The sequence below is a fragment of the Hymenobacter psychrotolerans DSM 18569 genome, assembly GCF_900142395.1.
In the GTDB taxonomy this organism is placed as follows: Bacteria; Bacteroidota; Bacteroidia; order Cytophagales; family Hymenobacteraceae; genus Hymenobacter; species Hymenobacter psychrotolerans.
Genome location: NZ_FRAS01000040.1, coordinates 1 through 23,616, shown reverse-complemented (window position 1 = coordinate 23,616; position 23,616 = coordinate 1). Strand labels below are relative to the sequence as shown.

The following is a 23,616-nucleotide window of genomic DNA, read 5'->3' as shown; positions in this document are numbered from 1 at the left end:
GGTCGAGCAACACCTGGTGCAGGCGCTGCCACACGCCGGCCTCGTGCCAGTCGCGCAAGCGCCGCCAGCACGTCATGCCCGAGCCACAGCCCATTTCCGCCGGCAGCATCTCCCACGGAATACCGCTGCGCAACACGAACAGAATACCCGTTAACGCGGCCCGGTCGTCCACACGCGGCCGCCCGCCCTTGGGACGCGGGGGAACTGGCGGAAGAAGCGGCTCCACCATGTCCCATAGCTCATCCGATACCAGTTGCTTTGCCATACCACCAGCATACGAAAACCGGTTTTGTTAGGTGCTCTAAAGTCAGGTTTGCGGCTCGTAAAAAACGCCTGCAGCCCCACTGCACAGCGTTTCGATAGACCTGCCCGCGAGAGACAAAGTGCTGCTAAAGTCTGCTGCTCGCCTATTCTGATGCGGAAGTTTGTTGCGGAAAGCCCTACTTCAGGTGTTCTTTACCTAACGGCTTATGAAAGCATTATTACTCGCAGCTGGCGGCCTTTCCCTGACTGGTTGTGCCGTGTACGTTCCTACGACGCCCACCACGCCTCTGCTGCGCAACAAAGGCGAAGTGGAGCTGACGGCTGGCCTACGCGGGTCCAGCCTAGAAGCCGGGGCGGCCTGGTCGCCGGCCGGGCGGTTGCTGCTCACGGCCGAATCGGCGCTGAAAACCAGCAATGGCAGTGAAACCCGCAACAGCGTAACCTTTAATTACCACAATCTGCATCGGCAGGCGGGGCTGGGCGTGGGCACCTACCGGCTGCTGGGCAAAGAGCAGGCTACCTACCTGGCCGCTGTGGGCGGCATCGGGTTTGCCAAAGCCGACATCTACGACCCAAACTTTAACCTCCTTTTTTTCTCGGGCCCTTTGGTGCACTACCAGGCCAACTACCGGCGCTACTACGGGCAGGTGTACGTGGCCCGGCAGCTGGAGCGGGTCAGCTTCGGCATGTCGTTGCGGGGCACGCTCGTCGACTATAGCCGCCTCCGCCGCGACAGTGTGGCCGTGCAGCCGTCCAGCCGCTTCTACGTAGAGCCCACCTGGTTCGTGCGGGTTGGGCGGGGCGCTCTGCAGGGCCAGGCTACGTTCGGCTTCTCAGCCCCCATCGGCGCCGACCGCACCCAGCCAGACCACCGCAACCTGACGCCTGTCACGGCCCTTATTGGTGTGGGCGTTGTGTTTCGGCCGCACCTGCTGAAGCAGTGAGCAAAGCCCGCGAGTAAACCAGTACAGCACCCAAGCAAAAAGCCCCGGCGCAGGCCGGGGCTTTTTTATTCTGTGGCGAAAGGCGGAATTACTTGCAGGCCAGTACGCGCAGCATGGTGTCGCCAATTTCGGCGGGCGAATCCACTACGTGGATACCGCACTCACGCATGATGGCCATTTTGGCAGCAGCCGTGTCGTCGGCACCGCCTACGATGGCACCGGCGTGGCCCATGCGGCGGCCGGGAGGGGCCGTCTGGCCGGCAATGAAGCCAACCACAGGCTTCTTGTTGCCGGTTTCCTTGATCCAGCGGGCGGCCTCAGCTTCCATGCCACCGCCGATTTCGCCGATCATTACGATGCCCTCGGTTTCGGGGTCGTTCATAAGCAGCTCTACAGCTTCTTTGGTGGTGGTGCCGATGATGGGGTCACCGCCGATGCCGATGGCCGTGGTCTGGCCCAGGCCGGCTTTGGTGAGCTGGTCTACGGCTTCGTAGGTCAGGGTACCCGACTTCGAAACGATACCGATTTTGCCTTTCGTGAAGATAAAGCCGGGCATGATGCCCACTTTGCACTCGCCGGCGGTCATTACGCCGGGGCAGTTCGGCCCGATCATGCGCAGACCCTCGCGGCCTTTCAGGTACTCCTTCACCGCAATCATGTCCTTGGTCGGGATGCCTTCGGTGATGGTAACGATAACCTTGATGCCGGCATCAGCAGCCTCCATAATGGCGTCGGCGGCGAAAGCCGGGGGCACGAAGATGATGCTGGTATCGGCACCGGCCTGCTCCACTGCTTCGGCTACGGTGTTGAACACGGGACGGTCGAGGTGCATGGTGCCGCCTTTGCCGGGCGTTACGCCGCCAACCACGTTGGTACCGTACTCAATCATTTGCTGCGCGTGGAACGAGCCTTCAGAGCCGGTAAAGCCCTGTACTATCACTTTAGAATCCTTGTTTACCAGAACACTCATTAGAAGAGGGGGTTAGAGGAGTTATTCGGTTGGGGGTGGGGTTGGCGGCCACCCGTGGGCAACCGGTGTGCAAAAGTAGCCTTTTTTGGGGGCGGGGCAAGGTGGCAGTAACAGGAAAGACTACAGGATATTGGCCTGGCGGGCAGGAACAGCGCGGGCGCCCTGCTCAGGGCCCGGCAAATTGCTGCAGAACTGCGCATTTGGCACCGCCGCCGGTGCCAAATGCGCCGGCCCCGCCCCCGCCAAAACGCTGGGGCACCCGCCTGAAATCCGTACCTTTGTAGTCTGCTCACCCAAATTCCCCTCTCACTTCTCACGCTTACGCATGTACCTGAACAATATCATTGAGGCCATTGGCAATACGCCGCTCGTGAAGCTCAACAGCGTTACCGATGGCATCAAAGGCACTATTCTGGCCAAGGTAGAATATGTCAACCCCGGCAACTCGGTGAAAGACCGGATGGCGGTGAAAATGATTGAGGACGCCGAGAAGGCCGGCCTGCTCAAGCCCGGTGGCACCATCATCGAAGGCACCAGCGGCAACACCGGCATGGGCCTGGCCCTGACGGCCATTGCGCGGGGCTACAAGTGCATCTTCGTGATGAGCGACAAGCAAAGCAAGGAGAAGCAGGATATTCTGCGCGCCGTGGGCGCCCAGGTAGTGGTGTGCCCCGTAGATGTGGCGCCCGAAGACCCGCGCTCCTACTACTCGGTGGCCAAGCGCCTGAGCGAGGAAACCCCCAACTCGTTCTACCCCAACCAGTACGACAACATGTCGAATACGGCGGCGCACTACGAAGGCACCGGCCCCGAAATCTGGAAGCAGACCGAAGGCACCATCACGCACCTGGCCTGCGGCGTAGGCACGGGCGGCACCATCTGCGGCACGGCGCAGTACCTGAAGGAGCAGAACCCGGCTGTAGTAGCCGTCGGCCTCGATACGTATGGCTCCGTATTCAAGAAGTACAAGGAGACGGGCATCTTCGACGAAAACGAAATCTATCCTTATAAGACGGAAGGCATCGGCGAAGATATTCTGCCCAAAAACGTTAACTTCGACCTGATTGACTTATTCATAAAAGTAACCGATCAGGACGCAGCGCTCATGACGCGGCGCCTGGCCAAGGAAGAAGGCCTGTTCGTGGGCTGGTCGTGCGGCTCGGCCGTGCATGGCGCGCTCGAATACGCCCGCGAGCATCTCAAGGAAGACGATACGATGGTTATCATCCTGCCCGACCATGGCACACGCTACCTGGGCAAGATCTATAACGACGACTGGATGCGCGAGCAAGGCTGGCTGTAGCCTTCGCCCGCTTTAATTTCTCTGCTTTAAACCGCTATACCTATGTCGAAGAAGCTGCGCAATGTGGTGCTGGTGGATGACAATGAAACCACTAGTTTCCTGAATAATCGTCTGCTGAACCGGCTGGAGGTAGCGGAGCGAATCCATACGTTTTCTAGGGCTGAGCAGGCGTTTCAGTTTCTGTGGGGGCGGGACCAGACCGGTGTAACGGCCGACGATGTGCCGGAGCTGGTGTTCGTGGACCTGAAGATGCCCGGCATGGATGGCTTCGAGTTCCTGAAGCTCTATAACGAGCTGCCCGCCGATGCCCGGCAGAAAACCGTGCTGGCCGTCCTGACCACGTCCATGCACGCCGCCGACACGGCCCGCGTGGCCCAGTACCCCGATGTGGAATACCTGGCTAAGCCCCTGACGGAGGAAAAAATGGAGAAGCTGATGAAAAAGCGCTTCGCATTGGCGCAGTAAGTAGTGCGCCCGCCGAAGGGCTACTTTCAGAGAACAAGAAAGGTCCGTCAGATACTCTGACGGACCTTTCTTGTTCTGCGGAGGTGGTGCCAGCTAAGCGCGCAGCTACACCACGGCCTCCACAAACCGGAAGGCTTCCCCGTCGAACAGGCCTTTGTCGCTGAGCTTGAGGCTAGGAATGACGAGCAGCGCCATGAAGGAAAGCGTCATGAACGGTGCGCCCAGCGGGGAGCCCAGCCGCCGCGACAGCGCATCGATGGCCGCGTAGTCGGCGGCCACGCGGTAGCCATCCTGTCCCGACATGAGGCCGGCTACGGGCAGCGGGAGCAGCAGTTCCTCGCCATTGGCGCCTACGGCTGCCAGGCCGCCTTTAGCCTGCATCACCAGGTTTACGGCCCGCGCAATGCTTTCGTCGTCGCAGCCTACGGCCGTGATGTTGTGCGAATCGTGGCCGACGCTGCTGGCCAGGGCGCCGTATTTCAGCCCGAAGCCCTGGATGAAGGCCACCGCCGGCGGCGCGGCATGGTAGCGGTTCACAACGGTTAGCTTCAGCACGTCCTGCGCTACGTCGGGTTGCACCAGTCCACCTTCCACGCGGGCCGCCAGGTCGTGGCGGGCGGTGATGAGCTGCCCATCGAAGCACTCAATTACGCGGACTACCGGGCTGCTGCCCGCCGGCGCCGGCAGCTGGAAATCGGCGGCAGAAACCGGGTAGGCGTGGAAATTATTGACTTCGCGGCCGGGCACCGACGAAATCAGGGTCTGGCCGTTCTCAGCCACCAGCTCGCCGTTGAGGTACGTCTGCCGGACGCGGAAATCGGTGAGGTTGTCAACCACGATAAAGTCGGCGGGGTCGCCTTCGCGGAGCAGACCCACAGGCAGGCGGTAGTGCTCTACGGGGTTGCGGCAGGCTACGCGCAGCACTTTCAGCACATCATGGCCCAGGGCCACGGCCCGCTGCACCAGCTGGTTGATGTGGCCCAGCACCAGCGTGTCGGGGTGTTTGTCGTCGGAGCAGAACATGAGGTGTTCGTGGTGCTCGGGCAGCAGCTCAATCAGGGCATCGAAGTTGCGGGCCGCTGAGCCTTCCCGGATCAGAATTTTCATGCCCACGGCCAGCTTATCGAGGGCTTCTGCGGCCGTGAAGCATTCGTGGTCGGTGCTGATGCCGGCTTCGGCATAGCGCTGGGCGTCGGCGCCGCGCAGGCCGGGGGCGTGCCCGTCTACGGGGCGGCCGTAGCGCTGCGCCAGCCGGATTTTCTCCATCACCAGCTCGTCGCGGTTGAGCACGCCGGGCCAGTTCATCATTTCCGCCAGATAGCCGATTTCGGGGTTTTGGAACAGCTGCTCGATGTCGGCGGCGGTTATTTCGGCACCGGCGGTTTCAAACGGCGTAGCCGGCACGCACGAGGGTGCTCCGAAGCAGAATTTGAACGGTACCTGCCGGCCGCTTTCGAGCATAAACTCCACACCGGCCACGCCCAGCACATTCCCGATTTCGTGCGGGTCGGATACCGTGGCCACGGTGCCGTGCACCACGGCCAGGCGTGCAAACTCGGCGGGCACCAGCAGGGAGCTTTCCACGTGCACGTGCGCATCCACGAAGCCGGGCAGCGCATAGGGCAGGGCCGGGTCGGGGGCGGCGGCGCCGGTGGGCACGATGGCCGCCACCCGGCCCCCGCTCACGTGAATAGTGGCCGGGGCTATGGTATTGGCAAACAGATTGATGACGTTGGCGGCGAGCTGGAAATCGGCAGGCATAGGGCGCAAGGGAAGCCGGGGGAAAGTTGAGGTTGAGCCACGGCTAACGGGTAAAGAACCGTATATTTGCCGAAAATCTGCGCCGGTGAGAAAGATTGTGACTTTGCTGATGGCCACCCTGGTTTTGGGTTCGGGCCTCGCTGCTACGGGCTGCGCCAGTCGCACGCCGCAGCAGAAAAAAACGTCGGCTATGAAGCGCAAAGCCAAATTTGGCAAGCTTCCCTGTCCCTGTGACAGTCATTAAGCGACCTAAACTCTTTCCAAGTCCGGATCAGTGAAAATCCTCCTGTCGTATCGTGTGCTGTTGTGCGTCCTGCTGAGCTTGTGTGGCTTCGGTGGGCTGGCACAGCGCCGGCCGGCGGCATTTCCGGCACCGGCCCTCGCACCACCCGAAAACCCTGGCCTCCGGCACGCCGGCTGGCAGGGTTGCCCGTTTGTGCCGCCCGTTGCGCAGCCGGTACGCTAACATTCTGCCTATGTCCTCAACTCCCGAATCTCCCCTTGCCTCCTTGTTTGCTGCGGCCGAAGCAGTGCGCCAGCAGCTACAGGTAAATGCCTACGATGCCGCTGCCGTGCAGCGGCTCGACGAGTTCATCGAAGCCCAGCGGCCCGGCATCACGCCGGCCGACAAGCAGGGTGTGGTGACGGCGCTGGGGTGCTTTCTGGGGCAGTGCATGGTGGAAACCTATAGCGGTACCTGGGCCCAGGGCCCCGATGGCACTACCGGCGTCGGCATCAACCAACACAGCTTTTTTAACCCTTTTTACCGCGTTTCGCAGCAACTCGATAAGGGCCAGCCCGAGTCGGTAGCGGCGTTTTTTGCGGGCGTACCCGACCGGCTGGCCGCTGCGCCCCGTCGCAAAAACTGGATTTCGTGAGCACACCCAGCAGCCACCCCGCGCCGAGCGAATCAGCCATGAAAAAAATCGTCATTGCCATTGACGGCTACTCTTCCTGCGGCAAAAGCACCACGGCCAAAGCCGTGGCGGCCGAGCTGGGCTACGCCTACATCGATACCGGCGCCATGTACCGGGCCGTGACGCTTTACCTGCTGGAGCACGACATTGCCTTCGACAACCTGCCGCAGGTAGAGCAGGCTTTGCACGAGATGCACATCAGCTTCAAGCGCAACCGCAAAACCGGCCGCAACGAGCTGTGCCTCGATGGGCAGATCCGGGAAGACGAAATCCGGCAGATGCGGATTTCCAACCTCGTAAGCGAAGTATCCAGCATTCCGGCCGTGCGCCACGCCATGGTGGCGCAGCAGCAGCGCATGGGCCGCAAGCGGGGCGTGGTGATGGACGGCCGGGACATCGGGACCACCGTTTTTCCGGACGCCGAAGTGAAGGTGTTTATGACCGCTGAAGTGCTGACCCGCGCCGAGCGCCGCCAGGAAGAGCTGGCCGTGAAGGGCGAGCAGGTGGCGGTGGAGGAGATTGTGGAAAACCTGCGCAAACGCGACCACCTCGACTCTACCCGCACCGAAAGCCCGCTGCGCCGCGCCACTGATGCCGTGCTGCTCGACACCACCCACATGATGATTGACGAGCAGGTGGATTTCGTGCTGGAGCGCGTATCGGCCACGCTGTTTGCGTTGGCGGCCGGTGCCGAACGGAATGGCGGCGAAGTGGTTGTATAGCAGGAAGAAATAGTTGCTGACGTCCGGTAGCCAGGCAGTACCGGGCATCAGAATTGCATAGCCGTTCTGCTGCCTCTGCCTTTCCCACCCACCCCACCATACTTCGTACGCTGCACCCCTAGGGCTATGAATGTTACCATTGATAAAAATTCCGGCTACTGCTTCGGCGTTGAGTTTGCCATTCAGATGGCCGAAGACGAGCTGGCTCATGAGGAAACCCTGTACTGCCTCGGCGACATTGTGCACAACCGCATGGAAGTGGAGCGCCTGCACGGTAAAGGACTCCGCATCATCGACCGGGAGCAACTCGAAACCCTGCACGACTGCAAAGTCCTGATTCGGGCGCACGGCGAGCCGCCGGAAACCTACCAGCTGGCCCTGCGCAACAATATCGAGCTGATTGACGCCTCCTGCCCGGTGGTGCTCAAGCTGCAGAACCGCGTGAAGCATGCCTTCGATGCCAGCCAGCGCCAGAACGGCCAGATTGTGATATACGGCCAGCCCGGCCATGCCGAAGTGGCCGGCCTTACGGGCCAGACCGGCAACCGCGCCATCATCATCATGACCGAAGCCGACCTCGACCAGGTGGACTTCTCGCGGCCCGTTACGCTCTTCAGCCAGACCACCAAAAGCACGGCCGGCTTCTACCACATGAAAGCCGTGATGGAGCAGCGTATTCAGGCGGCCGGTGGCTCGCTGGAGTCGTTTGATGCCAACGACAGCATCTGCCGGCAGGTGAGCAACCGGGAGCCCGCCCTGGCCCGGTTTGCGGTGGAGCACGACGTAATCGTGTTCGTGAGTGGCCGCAAAAGCTCCAACGGCAAAGCGCTGTTCTCGGTGGTGAACAAGACCAACCCGCGCAGCTACTTTGTGGAAAACGAGCAGGAGCTGGACGAAGCGTGGTTCCACGGCGCGGCTTCGGTGGGCATATGCGGCGCTACCAGCACGCCTATGTGGCTGATGCAGCGCGTGAAAGACCGGATAGAGGAAGTGGCCGAACCGGTGGTATAAGCGGCGGCAGTAACTGTCAGCTACACGGCCCGGGCCCGGCAGTCTTCCTCAGTGAAGAAGGCCGGGCCCGGGCTTTTTGGCACCTTTCCGAAGCGGATGGCCTGGCGGCTCCAACTTAAAAAGTTCGCGCTACACGAACCTATGCTACATTCGCGGCATGCGTAAACTGTTCAACTATTTCCTCAACGGCTTTCTAATCGTGGCGCCCATTGGGCTCACGCTCTATATTCTCTACGCGGTATTCCGCTGGCTCGACAACCTGTTTCCCAACTACGGAGTGCCAGGCCTGGGGCTGCTGGTAGCCATGGCCCTGGTAACGATAGTGGGGTTTGTGGCCCGCTCGTTTATGGTGCGGCCGTTTCTGGTTATTGCTGAGCGGGTGATGCACCGCACGCCGCTGGTAAGCATCATCTATTCCAGCCTCAAAGACCTGTTCGATGCCTTCGTCGGCGACAACCAGAAGTTCAACTGCCCGGTGCTGGTGCGGCTCAATGCCCAGGACAACGTGTACAAAATGGGTTTCGTCACGCAGGACAACCTGGAGGCGCTGCACCGCGAAGACTTGGTAGCCGTATACTTTCCGCACTCCTACAACTTCTCCGGCGAGCTGGTGCTGGTGCCCCCGGCCAGCGTTACGTATCTGGAGCTGCCCAGCAGCGAGGTTATGAAGTTCATTGTGTCCGGCGGCGTGTCGCGGCTGGGATAGGAGAGGGGCGCGGGCAGGCGTTCCGGTCGGGGCTCTGCTTCCGCTTTTTCACACCTTACCTGAGTCTATGCCTACTCGCCTACACTACCAGCGCTACGGTACCGGCCCGCGGGTGGTGCTGGCGTTTCATGGCTACGGGCAGGGGCACGGGCACTGGCGCGCTATGGTTCCGCTGCTCGGCAACGAGCTGACGGTGTATGCCTTCGACCTGTTCTACCACGGCCACAGCCACCTGCTGAAGGCCGATACGCCGCTCAGCAAGGCCCGGCTGGGCGAAATTCTGGGCGAGTTTCTGCACGAGCAAGGCATCAGCCGGTTTAGTCTTCTGGCGTTCAGTATGGGCGCCAAGTTTGCCCTGACGGCCGCCGAGCAGTATCCGGAGCAGGTGGAGCAGATCTGGCTGATTGCGCCCGATGGCCTGCAGCGGCAGTTCTGGTACGCGCTGGCCACCTATCCGCCCTGGATGCGTGGGGTGCTGGGCCGGGCAGTGCTGCGCCCCGAGCGGCTGCTGCGCTTTCTGGGGGCGCTGGGGCAGCGCCGCCTCGTGCCGGCCAGCCTTGTGCGCTTCGCGGAGTGGCAGCTCGACAGCCGCGAAAAGCGCCTGCGTGTGTACCGCAGCTGGGTAGGCTTCCGCCGGCTCACCTTCGATTTGCGCCGGCTGGCGGCTACCCTCAACCGGCGGCCTGTGCCCGTCACGTTCTTTCTGGGCCGCCACGACCTGCTTATTCCGCACGCCGGGCTGGTCCGGTTTATCAGTTCCCTGAACAACGCGCATACTGTGCTGCTGGAAGCCGGCCACGCCGGCCTGCTCTACACCGTGGCTGACTACCTGCGCCGAAACCCCACGCTGCGTTTCTAGCGGCGGTTGCCGCGCGGCTACTGGGCCAGCGGCCGGTGCCGAAAAACCCGGTGGTCTACTGAGTAGCGGCCCGGGCCCATTATCATAAAAAACAACACCAGCGCCAGTACCAGCGCCGAAACCCACAGCTCCGTATTCTGCAGCGTGAAGCCGTTCTGCGAGTTGACCACCAGTACCGCGCCCAGCAGAATCGGAATCTGGCACAGCAGCGCAAACCGGGTCAGGGCCCCGATGGCAATCATCAGGCCCCCGGCCATGTGGAAAATGCTGAAAAACAACGATGCCCGCTTCAGCTCCGCCAGGCTATGCTGCTGGCTTAGCAGGGAAAACACGTCGCTGGTATGGTCGAGGAACGCTGCGCCTTTCACAAATAAAAACAAGCCCAGCAGGATACGCAGCACATCCATCCAGATAGGGTTGGCGGCACTGGTGCGGGGGGGGCGGGTGGAGGTGGGCAACCGATGAGAGAGTTCCATAGCCGTTCTGTCTTACAGTGGGAGATACAGACCTCTCTAAATTTACAAAATTTCAGGCACATGCAGCCCGCCGGCGTCGCGAATGGCCCACACGCTTCGCTCCAGGCCAGCTACAGTCCGGCTGGCTCTTTCGCCGTTTGAGCCGCTATAATTGCGGCTTGAGGAATAGTAGATTGTGTATATTTAAAGAACCGGCTAGGTTTGATCATTCATCTACCAACACACCTCCTGTCCCATGGAACCCACTGACCGTGACCCGCAACTGTGGCGTATGGCAAAAGACCGCGCCAAATTCAAGTCGCACCTGTTCACCTACCTCACGGTGAATGCGCTGCTGTGGACCATCTGGGCCCTGACGGGCCGGCCCGCGCACCCGATTCCGTGGCCGGTGTGGGCCTCTGCTTTCTGGGGATTTGGGGTGCTGATGAACGGCATTGGCGTGTATGGCGGCTTCGGCCGGGCCCAGCTTTCGGAGCGCGAATACGAGCGGCTGCTGCGCCAGCAGCGCGAGGGCCGGGTATAAGGCAGGCACTGCGCCGGCCACAGGGCCACCCGAAGCGCCGCACCCGCTGCCTCTTCGGGTGGCCTTGCCGTTGGGCCGGGGCTGATAGGCGTTTGCCGGCAACCTTCCGGCGGCAACTGTGGTTTGACGCAGTATATGACGACGCGCCACCTCCTTTCTGTACTACTGCTGGCTCCGCTGCTCACGGCGGCCACCCCCGACCGCCCGGCCACTGCCCCCGATGCCAACCTGAGCAAGATTAAGCTGCCGGCCGGTTTCACCATCAGCTACTTTGCGCAAGGCGTGAAAAGTGCCCGCGAGCTGGCCGTAGGCCCCGACGGCACGGTATACGTGGGTACCAAAGACGACAAGGTATACGCCCTGCCCGACCGTAACAAGGACGGCCGCGCCGATGAAGTCGTGACCGTTGCCACCGGCCTGAACGCACCCAATGGCGTGGCTGTCCGCAACGGCGCCCTCTACGTGGCCGAAATCAACCGGATTCTGCGCTACGACAACATTGCGGCGCGCCTCAGGCAGAAGCCCAAGCCGGCGGTGGTGTATGACAAGCTGCCCAATAAAGACTGGCACGGCTACCGCTACATTGCCTTCGGGCCCGATGGCAAGCTGTATGTGCCGGTGGGGGCGCCCTGCAACTCGTGCCTGCCCGAGGAGCCCATCTACGCCACCATCAACCGCATGAACCCCGATGGCAGCGGCCTGGAAGTGTTTGCCCAGGGCGTGCGCAACACCGTCGGCTTCGACTGGAGCCCGCAGGACAAGGCGCTCTGGTTTACCGACAACGGCCGCGACATGCTCGGCGACAACCTGCCCGCCGACGAGCTGAACCGCGCCGCCACAGCCGGCCTGCACTTCGGCTTTCCGTATTTCTTTGCCGGCGACGTGCCCGACCCGCAGTTCAGCAAAGGCCGCTCCGCCGACACGTACCAGAAGCCGGCCCGCAAGCTGGGGCCGCACGTAGCGGCGCTGGGCATGAAGTTCTACACCGGCAAGCAGTTTCCGGCCCAGTACCGCAACCAGATTCTGATTCCGGAGCACGGCTCCTGGAACCGCAGCAACAAAATCGGCTACCGCATCATGCTCGTCAAGCTGGACGCCACAGGCAAGCAGGCCACTTCCTACGAGCCGTTTGCCGAAGGCTGGCTGCAGGGCCAGAAGCCGTGGGGCCGCCCGGTGTGCCTGCTGGTGCTGCCCGATGGCTCACTGCTGGTATCCGACGACCAGAACGATGCCGTCTACCGCATCAGCTACAAAGGCTAAAAGAACTAGGGGCTGAGTAAGCCCGACCGGGCATATTCTGGCCGCCTCGCCCTATCTTACCCGCCGATGAAAAAGAAGCGCATAGCCAAGCGTATCGTGGGCCGGCGGGAGCTGGTAGATTTTCCGCAGTTTCAGCTCTGGGGCGTAGAAGCCAAGGTAGACACCGGCGCCTACACGAGTGCCATCCACTGCTCCAACATCCATCTGGCTACCGATGCCGACGGGCGCCAGCGCCTGCACGTGCAACTGCTCGACCCTTCGCACCCCGATTTCGATGGCCGGCCCATGGAATTTGAAGAGTTTGGCCTGCGCGACATCAAAAGTTCCAACGGCGACGTGCAGGAACGCTACGTTATCCGGGCCATCCTGCGGATATTTGGCGAGGATTTCAACACCGAGTTTTCTCTCTCCGACCGTTCCGATATGAAATACCCGGTGTTGCTCGGGCGCCGGCTGCTCCGCCACGGTCGTTTCGTGGTTGATGTGTCCCGGCGCAACGTCTCCTCCAAAGCGCATCTGGCCGCCACCTCTCTCCGCAGCTGAAACGCCGGTCAGCCGGCCTCTCAGCCTCCCTCACCTCTCTGTATTCTCTCTGATGAAACTGGCGATTCTATCGCGCGAGCCAAAACTATATTCTACCACGCGCCTCGTGGAAGCCGCCGTCGCGCGCGGTTACGAAGCCGTAGTGCTGGACCATTTGCACTGTAATCTGGTGCTCGAAAAAGGGCATCCCGGCATTCTATACAAGGGCCAGAAGCTGGAGGGAATTGACGCTATTATTCCGCGGATTGGCGCTTCCGTCACGTTTTATGGTTGCGCCGTGGTGCGCCAGTTCGAAATGATGAAAGTGCGCACCGCCGTCGAGAGCCAGGCCATTGTGCGCAGCCGCGACAAGCTCCGGTCGATGCAGATTCTGGCGCGCGCCGGCGTGGGCATGCCCAAAACGGCCTTCACCAACTATTCCGACGAAGTGCCGGCCATGATTGAGCAGGTGGGCGGGGCCCCGGTCATCATTAAGCTGCTGGAAGGCACGCAGGGCCTGGGCGTGGTGCTGGCTGAGTCGGCGAAGGCCGCGCAGTCCGTTATTGAGGCTTTTCATAACCTGAAGGCGCGCATCATCGTGCAGGAATTCATTGCCGAAAGCAAGGGCGCCGACTTGCGCGCTTTCGTGGTGAACGGCGAAGTGGTGGGAGCCATGAAGCGGCAGGGGAAAGAGGGTGAGTTCCGCTCCAACCTGCACCGCGGCGGCTCCGGCACCCTCGTGAAGCTCAGCCGCGCCGAAAAGGCCGCCGCCCTGCTGGCTGCCAAATCCCTGGGCCTGGGCATTGCGGGCGTAGATATGCTGCAAAGCAAGCGCGGGCCGCTGGTGCTGGAAGTGAATTCGTCGCCGGGGCTGGAAGGCATCGAAAAAGCCACCGGCCTCGATATTGCGGGCCGAATCATTGAGTACACCGCAGATATTGCGCAACGGAAAAAGGTGAAAGCCGGCAGCAAAACGCGCCAGAAAGAGTCGATGCCCGACAGCCAGGCCGACGCGCCGCTGTAGCTGAACCATTGCGTAGGTGGGGCCGGCCCGCAGGCTGGCCCCGCAAATCCCGTGGCTTTATCTATCTTCCGTTGCCGCCAGTCTCAGGGGGCAGAATATTCGCCGGGTTTTCTGCTTTTCAGCGCAAGAAAAAGCAGGCGCACGGCCCTAAGCAGTACACGGAGCCCGGTCTGAATCTCCAGCTTCAGAGGGCACCGCTGCCGGTAGGCACGGCGGCAGTGTGCGTTCGTTCTACAAAGCCCGGAGGTGGAGCTTCGCGCTACAATTGCCGCTGATTTGACCGCTGCCGTTCCGCCCGATGCTATCTGCCTGAATGGCCTCACCATCAAGCCGGGCGAGCGGGTGCTGACGCGGCTGGTGGTGTCGCGGCTGCCGTCGGGCACGGTCATCGATATTCCGGTGTATGTGTTTCGCTCCGCCGTGCCCGGCCCCACGGTGCTGCTGATGGCTGGCATGCACGGCGACGAAGTGAACGGCATCGAAGTCATCCGGCGCCTGATCCGGCGCGACCTGCTGCGGCCGCTGAAGGGCACCATCATTGCCATTCCCATCCTCAACATCTACGGTTTCCTGAATTTCTCGCGCGACGTGCCCGACGGCAAAGACGTGAACCGGAGCTTCCCCGGCAACCCGCGCGGCTCCCTGGCCAGCCGCGTGGCGCACCGCTTCATGCGCGAAATCATGCCGCTCATTGACTACGGCATCGATTTCCATACCGGTGGGGCGGCGCGCTCCAACATGCCCCAGATCCGGTGCCTGCTGCACGAAGACCCCGAAACCGATGCGCTGGCCGCCGCCTTTGCCGCGCCCTTCACGCTGCATGCCGCGCTGCGCTCCGGCTCCCTGCGCGAAACCGCCATGCAATTGGGCAAGCGCATTATCGTGTACGAAACCGGCGAGTCGCTGCGGCTGGATGAGCCGGGCATTGACTTAGGTATTGCGGGCACGTTTCGGGTACTGCACCACCTGGGCATGGTGGCGGAGGCCTCCAGGCCCGAGCACCCGGGCATCGTGTGTCTGCGCCATACATGGCTGCGGGCCAAGTTTGCGGGGCTGTTCCGGAGTATGGTCCGCAACGGCGACTACATCGAGAAAGGGCAGGTATATGGCTCCGTGGCCGACCCGTACGGCGAGCGGGCCGTGCGGCTGGAGTCGCCGGTGGCAGGCTACGTCATCGGGCTCAACCACATGCCGGTGGTAAACCAGGGAGATGCGCTGGTGCACGTAGGCCGCGTTGATGCCGCCCCCAGCCGCGTAGACCTGGCTCCGCCCTTCGAGGAGAAGCCCATGAAGCCGCTGGAGCACGACCCCGACGACCCGGACGAGGACGAGCCGGAGGCGCCCTAAGCCCGCTACTCAATTTAATCCCGCGGGCTTCGTTTCTTTGGGGAGCCGTTTTGCCGGTGGCAGCGGCTTCTTTGTTTCTTCCTTATCTCCCAAATGAAAAATTCTCTTCAACTGGCCATCAATGTTGTGCTGGCTATTGCCGTGGCAGTGCTCTTCTATCTGCATTTCGCCAACAAGCCCGCCGCTGCCCCCGCCCGCACGGCCCCCGCTGTAGCAGCCACCACCGACTCCAGCGGCACTGAAACCGCCGCCGAACCGGAAGAAACCACTGCCCTGACCACCGCCGCCGCCGACACCGACAAGGTAGCCTACGTAGAATCGGGCAAACTGCTGGACGGCTACAAGGGCATGCAGGATGCCCGCAAGAGCTTCGAGGCGAAAGCCAAAGGTTGGGAAGCCCAGAACCAGAAGCTGGTGCAAAGCTTCCAGACGGCCGTGCAGCAGTACCAGAAGCAGGGCGAAAGCATGACCAATGAGCAGCGCGCCGCCACCGAGCAGAAACTGGGTGCCCAGCAGCAGCAGGTAGCGCAGAGCCAGCAGAAGCTGCAGCAGCAGGCCCAGGAAGAAGAAGCCAAGATGACCGAAAACGTGCTGGGCCGCCTCAACAAGCAGATTGAAAAGTACGGCAAGGCCAACGGCTACCGCCTCATCCTGATTGCGGCCCCCAGCGGCACCATCGCCTACGGCCGCAAAGACCTCGACATTACGCCGCAGGTCCTTAAGTACCTGAACGCAGAATACGCCGGCAGCAAGAAGTAACACTGCCCGCAACACGCTTCATAAGCGCCTGCTCTTCCCCAAGAGCAGGCGCTTTTCTGTCTGGCAGCTACTGAGAAAAAGACTTTGGTACCATAGCCAGCAAGTCAGCCAGCAGACTATATGAGCCTGCTGACTGACTTGCTGGCAACCTTTGGTGAATTTTTAGAATCGTGTGCATACCAAGGTATTAAAGCTGACGTTTGGCGGCTATCTTTGACGGTTATACCCTGCAACAACCTGCTATTCAAAAACTTTTATGCACTTCTTTCTTCGCTCGATTCTGGCCACCGGAATTGTGCTGGCGGCGGCTCCGGCCTATGCCCAGCAGGCGGGCAAAATTACCATCAGCGGCTACGTGCGCGACGGCGCCACCGGCGAAAACCTGATTGGGGTGGCCGTCGTGAACCCGGCTACCGGGCAGGGCACCGCCACCAACACCTACGGCTTCTATTCGCTCACGCTGCCCGAGGCCCCCGCCGATTCGGTGCGGCTGCTGGTGAGCTACCTGGGCTACGAGCGCAGCCGCTGGGCCACCCCCGCCACCCGCAGCGCCACCCACGACTTCCGGCTGCGGGCCGTGAGCAGCGAGCTGGGCGAAGTGAAGGTAATCGGGAGCCAGGCCACCGAGGAGCGCATTGAGCGCACCACCCGCATGGGCACCATCAACGTACCGATTGCCCAGATCAAGAGCCTGCCCAAGCTTTTCGGGGAAACCGATGTGCTGAAAGTGCTGCAGCTGTTGCCCGGCGTGCAGAGCGGCGGCGAGGGCCAGACCGGCCTCTACGTGCGCGGCGGCTCCCCCGACCAGAACCTCATCCTGCTCGACGGCACGCCGGTGTACAATGCCTCGCACCTGTTTGGGTTCTTCTCCGTCTTCAACGCCGATGCGCTGAACAACGTGGAGCTGATTAAGGGCGGATTTCCGGCCCGGTACGGCGGGCGCCTGTCGTCGGTGCTGGACATTTCGATGAAGGAAGGCAACATGCAGGAGCTTCACGGCGAAGGTGCCATTGGCATTGTGGCTTCCAAAATCACGCTCGAAGGCCCGATTAAGAAGGATACCGCCTCGTTCATCGTCTCGGCCCGCCGCACTTACCTGGATATTCTGGCCCAGCCGTTCATCAAAGCGCAGCTGGCCGCCGATGGCAGCAACGGCTCCATCGGCTACTTCTTCCACGACCTGAACGCCAAGCTGAACTGGAAGGTGAGCAGCCGCGACCGGCTCTACCTGAGCGCCTATACCGGCTACGACAAGTTCTACGCCCGCATCCGCGACGGGGCCAGCCGCAGCCGCGACTACAGCCGCACCGAGGCCAGCCTGGGCTGGGGCAACCTGACGTCGGCGCTGCGCTGGAACCGCGTGGTGAACAACCAGCTGTTCATGAACACGCACTTCACCTACAGCAAATACCAGTTCAACATCGGGCAGGAAGACGAGCAGCGCTACACCAACAACGGCCAAGACCGCACCGACAAATACTCGCTGCGCTACTTCTCCAACATCCGCGACTTCAGCCTCAAAACCGACTTCGACTACGTGCCCTCGCCCGACCACTACATTCGGTTCGGGGGCCAGTATACGCTGCACTCATTCCGGCCCGGCGCGCTGCAGCAGAAAGACAACTTCACGGAAGAGGACAACCAGATCAACCTGGGTACCCGCACCATGGCCTCCGAGGCCTCGCTCTACGCCGAAGACGACTACCGCCTCACTGACCGGCTGAAAGTGAACGGCGGGCTGCGCGTGAATGCCTTTCTGGTGCGCGGCACGCTCTACCCCAGTGTGGAGCCACGCGTGGCGGCCCGCTTCCTGCTGACCGAAGACTGGGCCCTGAAAGCGGCCTACGCCCGCACCACGCAGTACATTCACCTGCTCACCAACAGCGGCATCGGCCTCCCGACCGATTTGTGGGTACCGGCCACACCCACCATCAAGCCGCAGCGGGCCCAGCAGCTGAGCGTAGGTGCGGCCCGCACCGTGCGCTTCAAGGATGAGGATTACGAGCTGAGCTTCGAAAGCTACTACAAGCCCATGCAGAACCTCATCGAATATCAGGAGGGCGCGAGCTTCCTGGGCACGGTAGACAGCGACTGGGAAAACAAGGTGACCAGTGGCAAGGGCTGGGCCTACGGCGGCGAGTTTTTCCTGCAGAAGAAAACCGGCCGCACCACCGGCTGGATAGGCTACACGCTGGCCTGGAGCAAGCGCCGCTTCCCCGACCTCAACCAGGGCCGCATCTATCCCTACAAGTACGACCGGCGCCACGACATTTCGGTGGTGGCCATCCACAAGTTCAGCCCCACGCTCACGCTTTCCGGCACGTGGGTATACGGCACCGGCAACGCCACTACGTTGTCGCAGGGGCGGTTTTTGCTGGGGCCTTACCAGGAGTTTGAAGACTACGGCGAGCGGAATTCCTACCGCATGCGGGCCTACCACCGCTTCGACCTGGACCTGAGCAAAACCAAGAAGAAGAAGTGGGGCGAAGTGGTGAACAGCTTCAGCATCTACAACGTGTATAGCCGCCGCAACCCGTACTACCTCTACTTCCAGCGCGGCTACTCCTACAATGGTGTGGAAGAGGAAAAAGCCAGCTACAAGCAGATTTCGCTGTTTCCCATCATTCCTTCCTTCAGCAAAGCGTTCCGGTTTTAGGCAGCATGGTACTCCATCCGATGAAAAAGATATTCCCGATTTGTGCGGCGGCCCTGCTGGCCCTGAGCGGCTGCGAAACGGTGGTGGACGTAGATACGCCGCCCCACACGCCGCGCCTGGCCCTGAACTACACGCTCAGCAACCAGCCCGCCACGCCCGAATACCGCGACTTTTTCGAAATCCGTGACCTGTTTGTGAGCGGGAGCCAGGGCGTGCTCGAAACCCGGCAGCTGGCGGGCCGCAAAGACGCTACCGTGCAGCTCTTTGATGAGAGTGGGCAGATGGTAGAGCAGTTCCGTTCGAGAGCCCGCTCTGGCTACGGCTACTATGGCCAGGACAGCCTGTATGGCTACTACATGCCCACCCGCAACTTTGTGGGCGTGCCGGGCCGCACCTACACGCTGCGCGCCTCGGCGGCCGGCCTCGAACCAGTAGAAGCTACCCTGACCATGCCGGCCGTACCTTCCATCGAGCGGGCTGAGTACGTGGGCCTCTCCACGACCAACAACGGCTACTCCAGCTACAGCGGCCGCCTCACCGTATCCGTAACCGATAATGCGGCCTCCGCCGATTACTACCTGGCTTATGCCCGCGTGCTGGACCGCGCCGGCCGCTACTGGGGCGAAGTATACCGCGACTACAATGCCCCCGGCTCTGATGGCCCCGACATCAATCTGGGCCGGTTTCAGCTGTCTTCGGCCGATGGCATTTACTCGCAGTATCCGTTCAGCGACGCGGGCGGCAACGGGCAGCGGCTAAGCTTTGCCGCCGACGTGCAGCTGCAGTACCGCGGCAGCTACGACCCCTACAGCCCCAATCCCACTATCCCGGATCCGGCCTTTGTGGAGGTCGTCGTGAGCAGCATCACGCCCGAAACGTACCGTTTCTACCAGTCGCTGCTGCGCTACTACGACACCGATGGCAACCCCTTTGCCGAGCCGGCTCCGCTGCATTCCAACGTGCGCTCCGGCTATGGTCTGTTTGGGGGCGCTTCCGATGCCGTCTACCGGATTGCCCTCTGATAGCCGGCTGGTTTTGCGCCTGACTTACAGCGGAATGAGAAGGGGCTGATTAAACTTCGGGGTGCTTTCTGCGTCTGTATAAGTAGCCGGCTCCATTCAGGAGCGGCGCCTATCGATATGAAAACTCTTCTGAAACTTCCGCTTTTCCTGGTGTTGCTGGTCGCAGGCAGCCTGCTGACTGGCTGTATGGCTTCGACGGGAGCCATCGTGACGAGCGGCCCGCCCCGGCCTTATTATGATGCGTACTATGGCCCCACGTACCGGCCCTATTATCGGCCTTACTACCGCCCGGCGCGGGTGGTTCGCCCGGCCGTGATTGTGCGGCCCCGCCCGGTGATTGTGCATCCGGGGCCCCGCTACCACCACCCGCATGCTGTTCCCTACAGAGGCGGCCGCCGCTAACCTGTATACATAAAAAAGCCCGCCCGGAACAACCGGGCGGGCTTTTTTGCGGGCGAGGGCCGGCTGCTTAGAACGTAAAGCGCAGGCTGATGGCCGCGTCGTTGTAGAAGCCGGTGTAGCCGTCGAACACCTCGAAGTAAGGCTTGTAGTCGACGCCGACGACGAAGGGCAGGTCCTGCATCTTGTACTCCAGGCCCAGAATCAGGTCGGCCCCGAACACAACGTAGTTCCGGTCGTCGTTGTAGTACACGTTGTAGTAGCCTTTGTACTTGTTTTTGTTGCCGTAGTACAGGCGCTCTACGTAGTAATAGCGGCCTTTGTAGGAGCCCAGGTGCGCACCGGCCCCGTAGTAGAACTGCAGCCCTTTGATGTCGGAAACCGGGTGGTGCTTTTCGAGCAGCACCGTGAGGCGCGCCCCGCGGGCCTTGTACTCGGTGGTGAGCAGGGCCTCCAGCGCCACGTTGTTTTTGCCGTTCATAAAGTGCTTGAACGTAACGCCCGACGAGTAGCCGCCGCCGCGCAGGCCCAGTCCGTTTGTGTAGCCGCTGCCGCCCCCGCTGCCTTTCTTACGTTGTGCCGACGCAGGGCTGAGTACGCCCGAAATCAACAGAGCCAGCAGCCCAAAAAACAAATGCTTCATACGAAAACGGAAAGGTTGGTAAAAGTGATGTTCCGGCAAAAGTACCAAATGGATTCCGTAGTAGGGTAGTTAGTTGGTTAGCGGCCGAGGGCGCCGTGGCGTGCTATTTCGTCGGAAGGGTGCACCTGCACGCCGGTGGTTTCGGCTTCGGCGGCCCGGAGCATGGCGCGGGCTACGGTGCTGGCCGCCACGGCCCGGAACCGGCGCAGCGGCCCCCGGAGCAGCGGGTGCAGCACCCCCAGCAGCGCCGCTCCCAGCCGTTCGGCGGGGCGTTGGGTTTGCCGCTCCCCGAGCAGCAGCGAAGGCCGGAACAGATGAATGGCCCGGAACGGAGTCTGGCGTACGGCGTCTTCCATTTCACCCTTCACGCAGTTATAGTAAATCCGGGAAGTAGCATCGGCGCCCATAGCAGATACCAGCAGCAGCTGGGCTGCAAAGTTGCCGGCCGTGAGGGCAGCCAGCTTCACGATATACAGGTAATCGACCTTGTAAAACGCCTTTTTGGAGCCTGCTTCGCGCATGGTAGTTCCCAGGCAGCAGTACACATCGTCGGCAATGAGGCTCATGCGGTACTCCTCCAGGTGGTCGAAGTCGAGGATGCGCTGCTCCAGTTTGGGATGCACTATCGGCACTGGCCGCCGCCCCACGGCTATTACTTTCTCGTAGCGGCCCGAGGCCAGCAGCAACGGCAGCAGGTGGCTGCCAATCAGGCCGCTGGCCCCGGCAATGAGGGCAGTTTTCTGCATGGGAAGGGGGCGGAAAGAAAAAGTGAGGCGTTGGGCGGCAGAACGGGCAGAACAGGTAGTACGGGGTGTGCCGGGCGGCTATGCGCACCAAGCCACAGTGAGCGTGGTACGTAAATGGCTGGCGGAGGGTGGCTACTGCTGACAAAGATGCCGCACTACGCTCAGGCGTTGCCTGCCTGCCTGGGCCGAAACTCCCGCTACCGCCTCCGGCAGGCAGCCTGCGGGTTGGTCTGTTTTGAATTGGAATAGTTTAATTTCCGCGCAGAATCAGGTGCTGGCATAAAGCAGGGAAGCCTGCCCGTCTCACGCGACGAAGCAGGCTTCCAGTGGCGGGCGGGCACTGGGCCAGCGGCGCTCCGGTATGCAGGTTATTCGGCTTTCAGCAGCTGCGTACTTTCGGGGTGCAGCTGCACCTGGCCCCGCTTATAGAGGGTGCCGAGGGCCTTTTTGAAGACTTTCTTGCTCATGCCCAGCCGACGGTAGATGTCGTCGGGCTCACTCTTGTCGCCGAGCGGGAGCAGGCCATTGGGGGCCTGCTGCAGCGCGGCCAGCAGCGTGTCGGCGGCCGCCAGAGCTTCGTCGTGGCCGGGGCGCTGTAGGCTCAGGTCCAGCTTGCCGTCGGGGCGCACGGTGCGCACGTAGCCGGTGTGCACGTCGCCGAGGCGCAGCGGCTTGAATACTTCGTTGTGGTAGAGCAGGCCCTGGTGGGTGCCGTCCACAATCACCTTGAAGCCCATGTCCGTCTCATCGGCCACAAACAGCTCGGCCGCGTCGCCGGCTTTGCCGGGGTAGGGCTGGTCGCTGAGAAACCACTCCCACTTGGCCGAGGCCACAATCCGGTCGGAGGCCTCATCGAGGTACACAAACACGGTTTCGCGCTGCCCGGGGCGCAGGGTACGGCGCTGGTTGCGGTAGGGCAGGAACAGGTCTTTCTCCAGGCCCCAGTCCAGGAAAGCGCCCGTCGGCGTCACGTCGCGCACGGTGAGGGCCGCAAACTGCCCCACGGTAACCAGCGGGTCCAGCGTGGTGGCAATCAGGCGGTCTTCGGAGTCGCGGTACACGAACACGCGCAGCACATCCCCGATTTCGGTGCCTTCGGGCACGTATTTGCGCGGAATCAGCAGGTCGCCGTCGTCGGACGTGAGGTAGAGGCCGAAATCGACGGCGCGGGCCACTTCCAGGTCGTTGTAATTACCGAGGGCAAGCATAGGAAGCACTTAAGAATTAGGAATCAGGACTGACTGACCGCGAGCAGTCGGACCATTTCTACTCGTTTCAGTGGGGCAAAGCTACGCAAAGCCGGGGCGGGCACGGCCATGCCCCGGCCCGCCGCCGGACAGGCCACGCGGGATACCGCGGCAGGCCGTGTATGATTTTCATCCGACGCCGGATGAAAATCATGCGGGCTCCTATGAAAATCATGGGAGCGGGGATAAAATTCATGCGACGCCGGATGATTTTTATCCTCGCTCCCATAAAATTCATGCCCGCTCCTGTGAATTTCATAGGAGCCCCCATGAAATTCACAGGAGCGGGCATGAATTTCACGGGAAGCCGAATAAACCAGACGCGGGGCCGGATGAAGTTCATCCGGCCCCGCGTGGTGGGAGGCTTCGTAGGGTGCGGGGCTTGCCCCCGCCCGCCGTGCGCGCCGATACAACGGTTCCGTTCAACAGCGGGCGGGGGCAAGCCCCGCACCCTACCGGCTACTGCTTGGGCGTGGCCTTGGCCGCCTTCTGAGCGGTGCTTTGCTCGAAGCGGGGCTTGAGCGTGCCCACTGCATCCTGCGCGCCCGACACGCCCTGTTTGGCGGCCTGCTGCACCGAGCTGTAGTAGGCCAGGGCCATGACGTAGCTTTCGCTGCCCAGCTTGATGGTGGTGCTGGCCAGGTTGGTGGCCAGCGGCTGCAGGCGCCGCGCGATACTTTGCAGCTGCTGCCAGGCCACCAGGTCCAGGCGCAGGCCGGGAATATCCACGTAGCCGGGCGCGAACTGCGGCTGCTGCTCGGCCAGGTCCAGGGCCTTCTCGATGAAGGGCAGCGAGGCGTCGGAGGCTTTGGGCAGGCGCTGGATTTGCTTGCCCGTGAGGGTGATGAGCACCGGGGCCAGGGCCGCGTCCAGGGCATCCAGCGCGTCGTTGATGCGCTTCAGGTCGGCGTCGGTGAGCGTGATGTCGAGGTTGTCGGAGGATGTGGGCATCACTAGAAAAGTGGAAAAGGGTTGGGAAAGGACAACTGGGTTTACTAGTGAATGCCGGGCTGGCCCGTCGGGAACACCCGGTCGTAGAGCAGGCCCGTGGGAATCTGGCTTTTGTCGAG

24 protein-coding genes and 1 pseudogene are annotated in these 23,616 nt (G+C 61.9%); 17 read left to right on the top strand and 8 right to left on the bottom strand.

Translation table 11 applies throughout. The features are described 5' to 3' along the window. Positions 1–265, bottom strand: a 265-nt coding sequence (locus BUE15_RS20365) for an IS5/IS1182 family transposase (protein WP_073288992.1), incomplete at its 3' end; no start/stop codon positions are given. A 205-nt stretch (positions 266–470) separates the two neighbouring features. Here BUE15_RS20365 and BUE15_RS20360 point away from each other — a divergent pair. After that, positions 471–1,208, top strand: a complete 738-nt coding sequence (locus BUE15_RS20360) for a hypothetical protein (RefSeq protein ID WP_139252464.1) — start codon at positions 471–473, stop codon at positions 1,206–1,208. An 88-nt stretch (positions 1,209–1,296) separates the two neighbouring features. Here the strand turns inward: BUE15_RS20360 and sucD are convergent, their stop codons facing one another. After that, positions 1,297–2,178, bottom strand: a complete 882-nt coding sequence (sucD, locus tag BUE15_RS20355; RefSeq protein WP_073288986.1) for a succinate--CoA ligase subunit alpha — start codon at positions 2,176–2,178, stop codon at positions 1,297–1,299. A 325-nt stretch (positions 2,179–2,503) separates the two neighbouring features. On the opposite strand from sucD, the pseudogene BUE15_RS20350 reads away from it, so the two are divergent. Beyond that, positions 2,504–3,478: pseudogene (locus BUE15_RS20350) on the top strand (PLP-dependent cysteine synthase family protein); the annotation flags it as partial. A gap of 45 nt (positions 3,479–3,523) precedes the next feature. Further along, entirely contained in the window at positions 3,524–3,946 is a 423-nt protein-coding gene (locus tag BUE15_RS20345) for a response regulator (protein ID WP_073288983.1), read from the top strand. Between the two features lie 105 nt (positions 3,947–4,051). Here the strand turns inward: BUE15_RS20345 and ade are convergent, their stop codons facing one another. Further along, positions 4,052–5,707 carry an adenine deaminase gene (ade, locus tag BUE15_RS20340; RefSeq protein ID WP_073288981.1) on the bottom strand — a complete coding sequence of 552 codons (1,656 nt, stop codon included), beginning with the start codon at positions 5,705–5,707 and terminating at the stop codon, positions 4,052–4,054. A gap of 476 nt (positions 5,708–6,183) precedes the next feature. Here ade and BUE15_RS20335 point away from each other — a divergent pair, with 476 nt between their 5' ends. The 5 genes from BUE15_RS20335 (at position 6,184) to BUE15_RS20315 (ending at position 9,922) form a co-directional block, all read left to right on the top strand. Beyond that, complete coding sequence (locus tag BUE15_RS20335; RefSeq protein ID WP_139252463.1) at positions 6,184–6,585, top strand: hypothetical protein; 402 nt, start codon at positions 6,184–6,186, stop codon at positions 6,583–6,585. Between the two features lie 38 nt (positions 6,586–6,623). After that, entirely contained in the window at positions 6,624–7,346 is a 723-nt protein-coding gene (cmk, locus tag BUE15_RS20330) for a (d)CMP kinase (RefSeq protein WP_073288977.1), read from the top strand. Positions 7,347–7,472: 126 nt separating this feature from the next. Next, the gene (locus BUE15_RS20325; RefSeq protein ID WP_073288975.1) at positions 7,473–8,357 is read left to right on the top strand and encodes a 4-hydroxy-3-methylbut-2-enyl diphosphate reductase; all 885 of its coding nucleotides are present in this window, start codon (positions 7,473–7,475) and stop codon (positions 8,355–8,357) included. A 157-nt stretch (positions 8,358–8,514) separates the two neighbouring features. Then, the gene (locus BUE15_RS20320; protein ID WP_073288973.1) at positions 8,515–9,063 is read left to right on the top strand and encodes a DUF502 domain-containing protein; all 549 of its coding nucleotides are present in this window, start codon (positions 8,515–8,517) and stop codon (positions 9,061–9,063) included. A gap of 67 nt (positions 9,064–9,130) precedes the next feature. Continuing rightward, a complete protein-coding gene (locus BUE15_RS20315; protein ID WP_073288971.1) occupies positions 9,131–9,922 on the top strand; it encodes an alpha/beta fold hydrolase in 792 nt (263 codons plus the stop codon). 17 nt (positions 9,923–9,939) lie between these two features. Here the strand turns inward: BUE15_RS20315 and BUE15_RS20310 are convergent, their stop codons facing one another. Then, a complete protein-coding gene (locus BUE15_RS20310; RefSeq protein WP_073288969.1) occupies positions 9,940–10,398 on the bottom strand; it encodes a DoxX family protein in 459 nt (152 codons plus the stop codon). A 271-nt stretch (positions 10,399–10,669) separates the two neighbouring features. Here BUE15_RS20310 and BUE15_RS20305 point away from each other — a divergent pair, with 271 nt between their 5' ends. From BUE15_RS20305 to BUE15_RS20265, 9 genes are all read left to right on the top strand, one after another. Then, positions 10,670–10,921, top strand: coding sequence for a 2TM domain-containing protein (locus tag BUE15_RS20305; RefSeq protein ID WP_170865329.1), 252 nt, complete (start codon positions 10,670–10,672; stop codon positions 10,919–10,921). Positions 10,922–11,056: 135 nt separating this feature from the next. Further along, on the top strand, positions 11,057–12,181 hold the full coding sequence (locus tag BUE15_RS20300; RefSeq protein ID WP_073288990.1) for a PQQ-dependent sugar dehydrogenase: 1,125 nt from the start codon (positions 11,057–11,059) through the stop codon (positions 12,179–12,181). Positions 12,182–12,247: 66 nt separating this feature from the next. After that, complete coding sequence (locus tag BUE15_RS20295) at positions 12,248–12,724, top strand: ATP-dependent zinc protease family protein (RefSeq protein WP_073288965.1); 477 nt, start codon at positions 12,248–12,250, stop codon at positions 12,722–12,724. A 52-nt stretch (positions 12,725–12,776) separates the two neighbouring features. Beyond that, positions 12,777–13,727, top strand: a complete 951-nt coding sequence (rimK, locus tag BUE15_RS20290; RefSeq protein ID WP_073288964.1) for a 30S ribosomal protein S6--L-glutamate ligase — start codon at positions 12,777–12,779, stop codon at positions 13,725–13,727. A gap of 276 nt (positions 13,728–14,003) precedes the next feature. Further along, on the top strand, positions 14,004–15,074 hold the full coding sequence (locus BUE15_RS20285) for a succinylglutamate desuccinylase/aspartoacylase family protein (protein WP_073288962.1): 1,071 nt from the start codon (positions 14,004–14,006) through the stop codon (positions 15,072–15,074). Positions 15,075–15,167: 93 nt separating this feature from the next. After that, positions 15,168–15,833, top strand: coding sequence for an OmpH/Skp family outer membrane protein (locus tag BUE15_RS22535; RefSeq protein WP_073288960.1), 666 nt, complete (start codon positions 15,168–15,170; stop codon positions 15,831–15,833). Positions 15,834–16,089: 256 nt separating this feature from the next. Continuing rightward, positions 16,090–18,489: a TonB-dependent receptor gene (locus BUE15_RS20275; RefSeq protein WP_073288959.1), complete on the top strand. Its 2,400-nt coding sequence runs from the start codon at positions 16,090–16,092 to the stop codon at positions 18,487–18,489. Between the two features lie 20 nt (positions 18,490–18,509). Beyond that, positions 18,510–19,511, top strand: coding sequence for a DUF4249 domain-containing protein (locus tag BUE15_RS20270; RefSeq protein WP_073288957.1), 1,002 nt, complete (start codon positions 18,510–18,512; stop codon positions 19,509–19,511). A gap of 186 nt (positions 19,512–19,697) precedes the next feature. Further along, on the top strand, positions 19,698–19,913 hold the full coding sequence (locus BUE15_RS20265; protein ID WP_170865328.1) for a hypothetical protein: 216 nt from the start codon (positions 19,698–19,700) through the stop codon (positions 19,911–19,913). A gap of 67 nt (positions 19,914–19,980) precedes the next feature. Here BUE15_RS20265 and BUE15_RS20260 read toward each other — a convergent pair whose 3' ends face one another. The 4 genes from BUE15_RS20260 to BUE15_RS20245 form a co-directional block, all read right to left on the bottom strand. Next, entirely contained in the window at positions 19,981–20,553 is a 573-nt protein-coding gene (locus BUE15_RS20260) for a hypothetical protein (RefSeq protein WP_073288953.1), read from the bottom strand. A 77-nt stretch (positions 20,554–20,630) separates the two neighbouring features. Then, complete coding sequence (locus tag BUE15_RS20255; protein ID WP_073288951.1) at positions 20,631–21,299, bottom strand: NAD-dependent epimerase/dehydratase family protein; 669 nt, start codon at positions 21,297–21,299, stop codon at positions 20,631–20,633. 368 nt (positions 21,300–21,667) lie between these two features. Beyond that, positions 21,668–22,507: a CvfB family protein gene (locus BUE15_RS20250; RefSeq protein WP_073288950.1), complete on the bottom strand. Its 840-nt coding sequence runs from the start codon at positions 22,505–22,507 to the stop codon at positions 21,668–21,670. A 498-nt stretch (positions 22,508–23,005) separates the two neighbouring features. Then, the gene (locus BUE15_RS20245; protein WP_073288948.1) at positions 23,006–23,497 is read right to left on the bottom strand and encodes a hypothetical protein; all 492 of its coding nucleotides are present in this window, start codon (positions 23,495–23,497) and stop codon (positions 23,006–23,008) included. Positions 23,498–23,616: the final 119 nt, after the last annotated feature.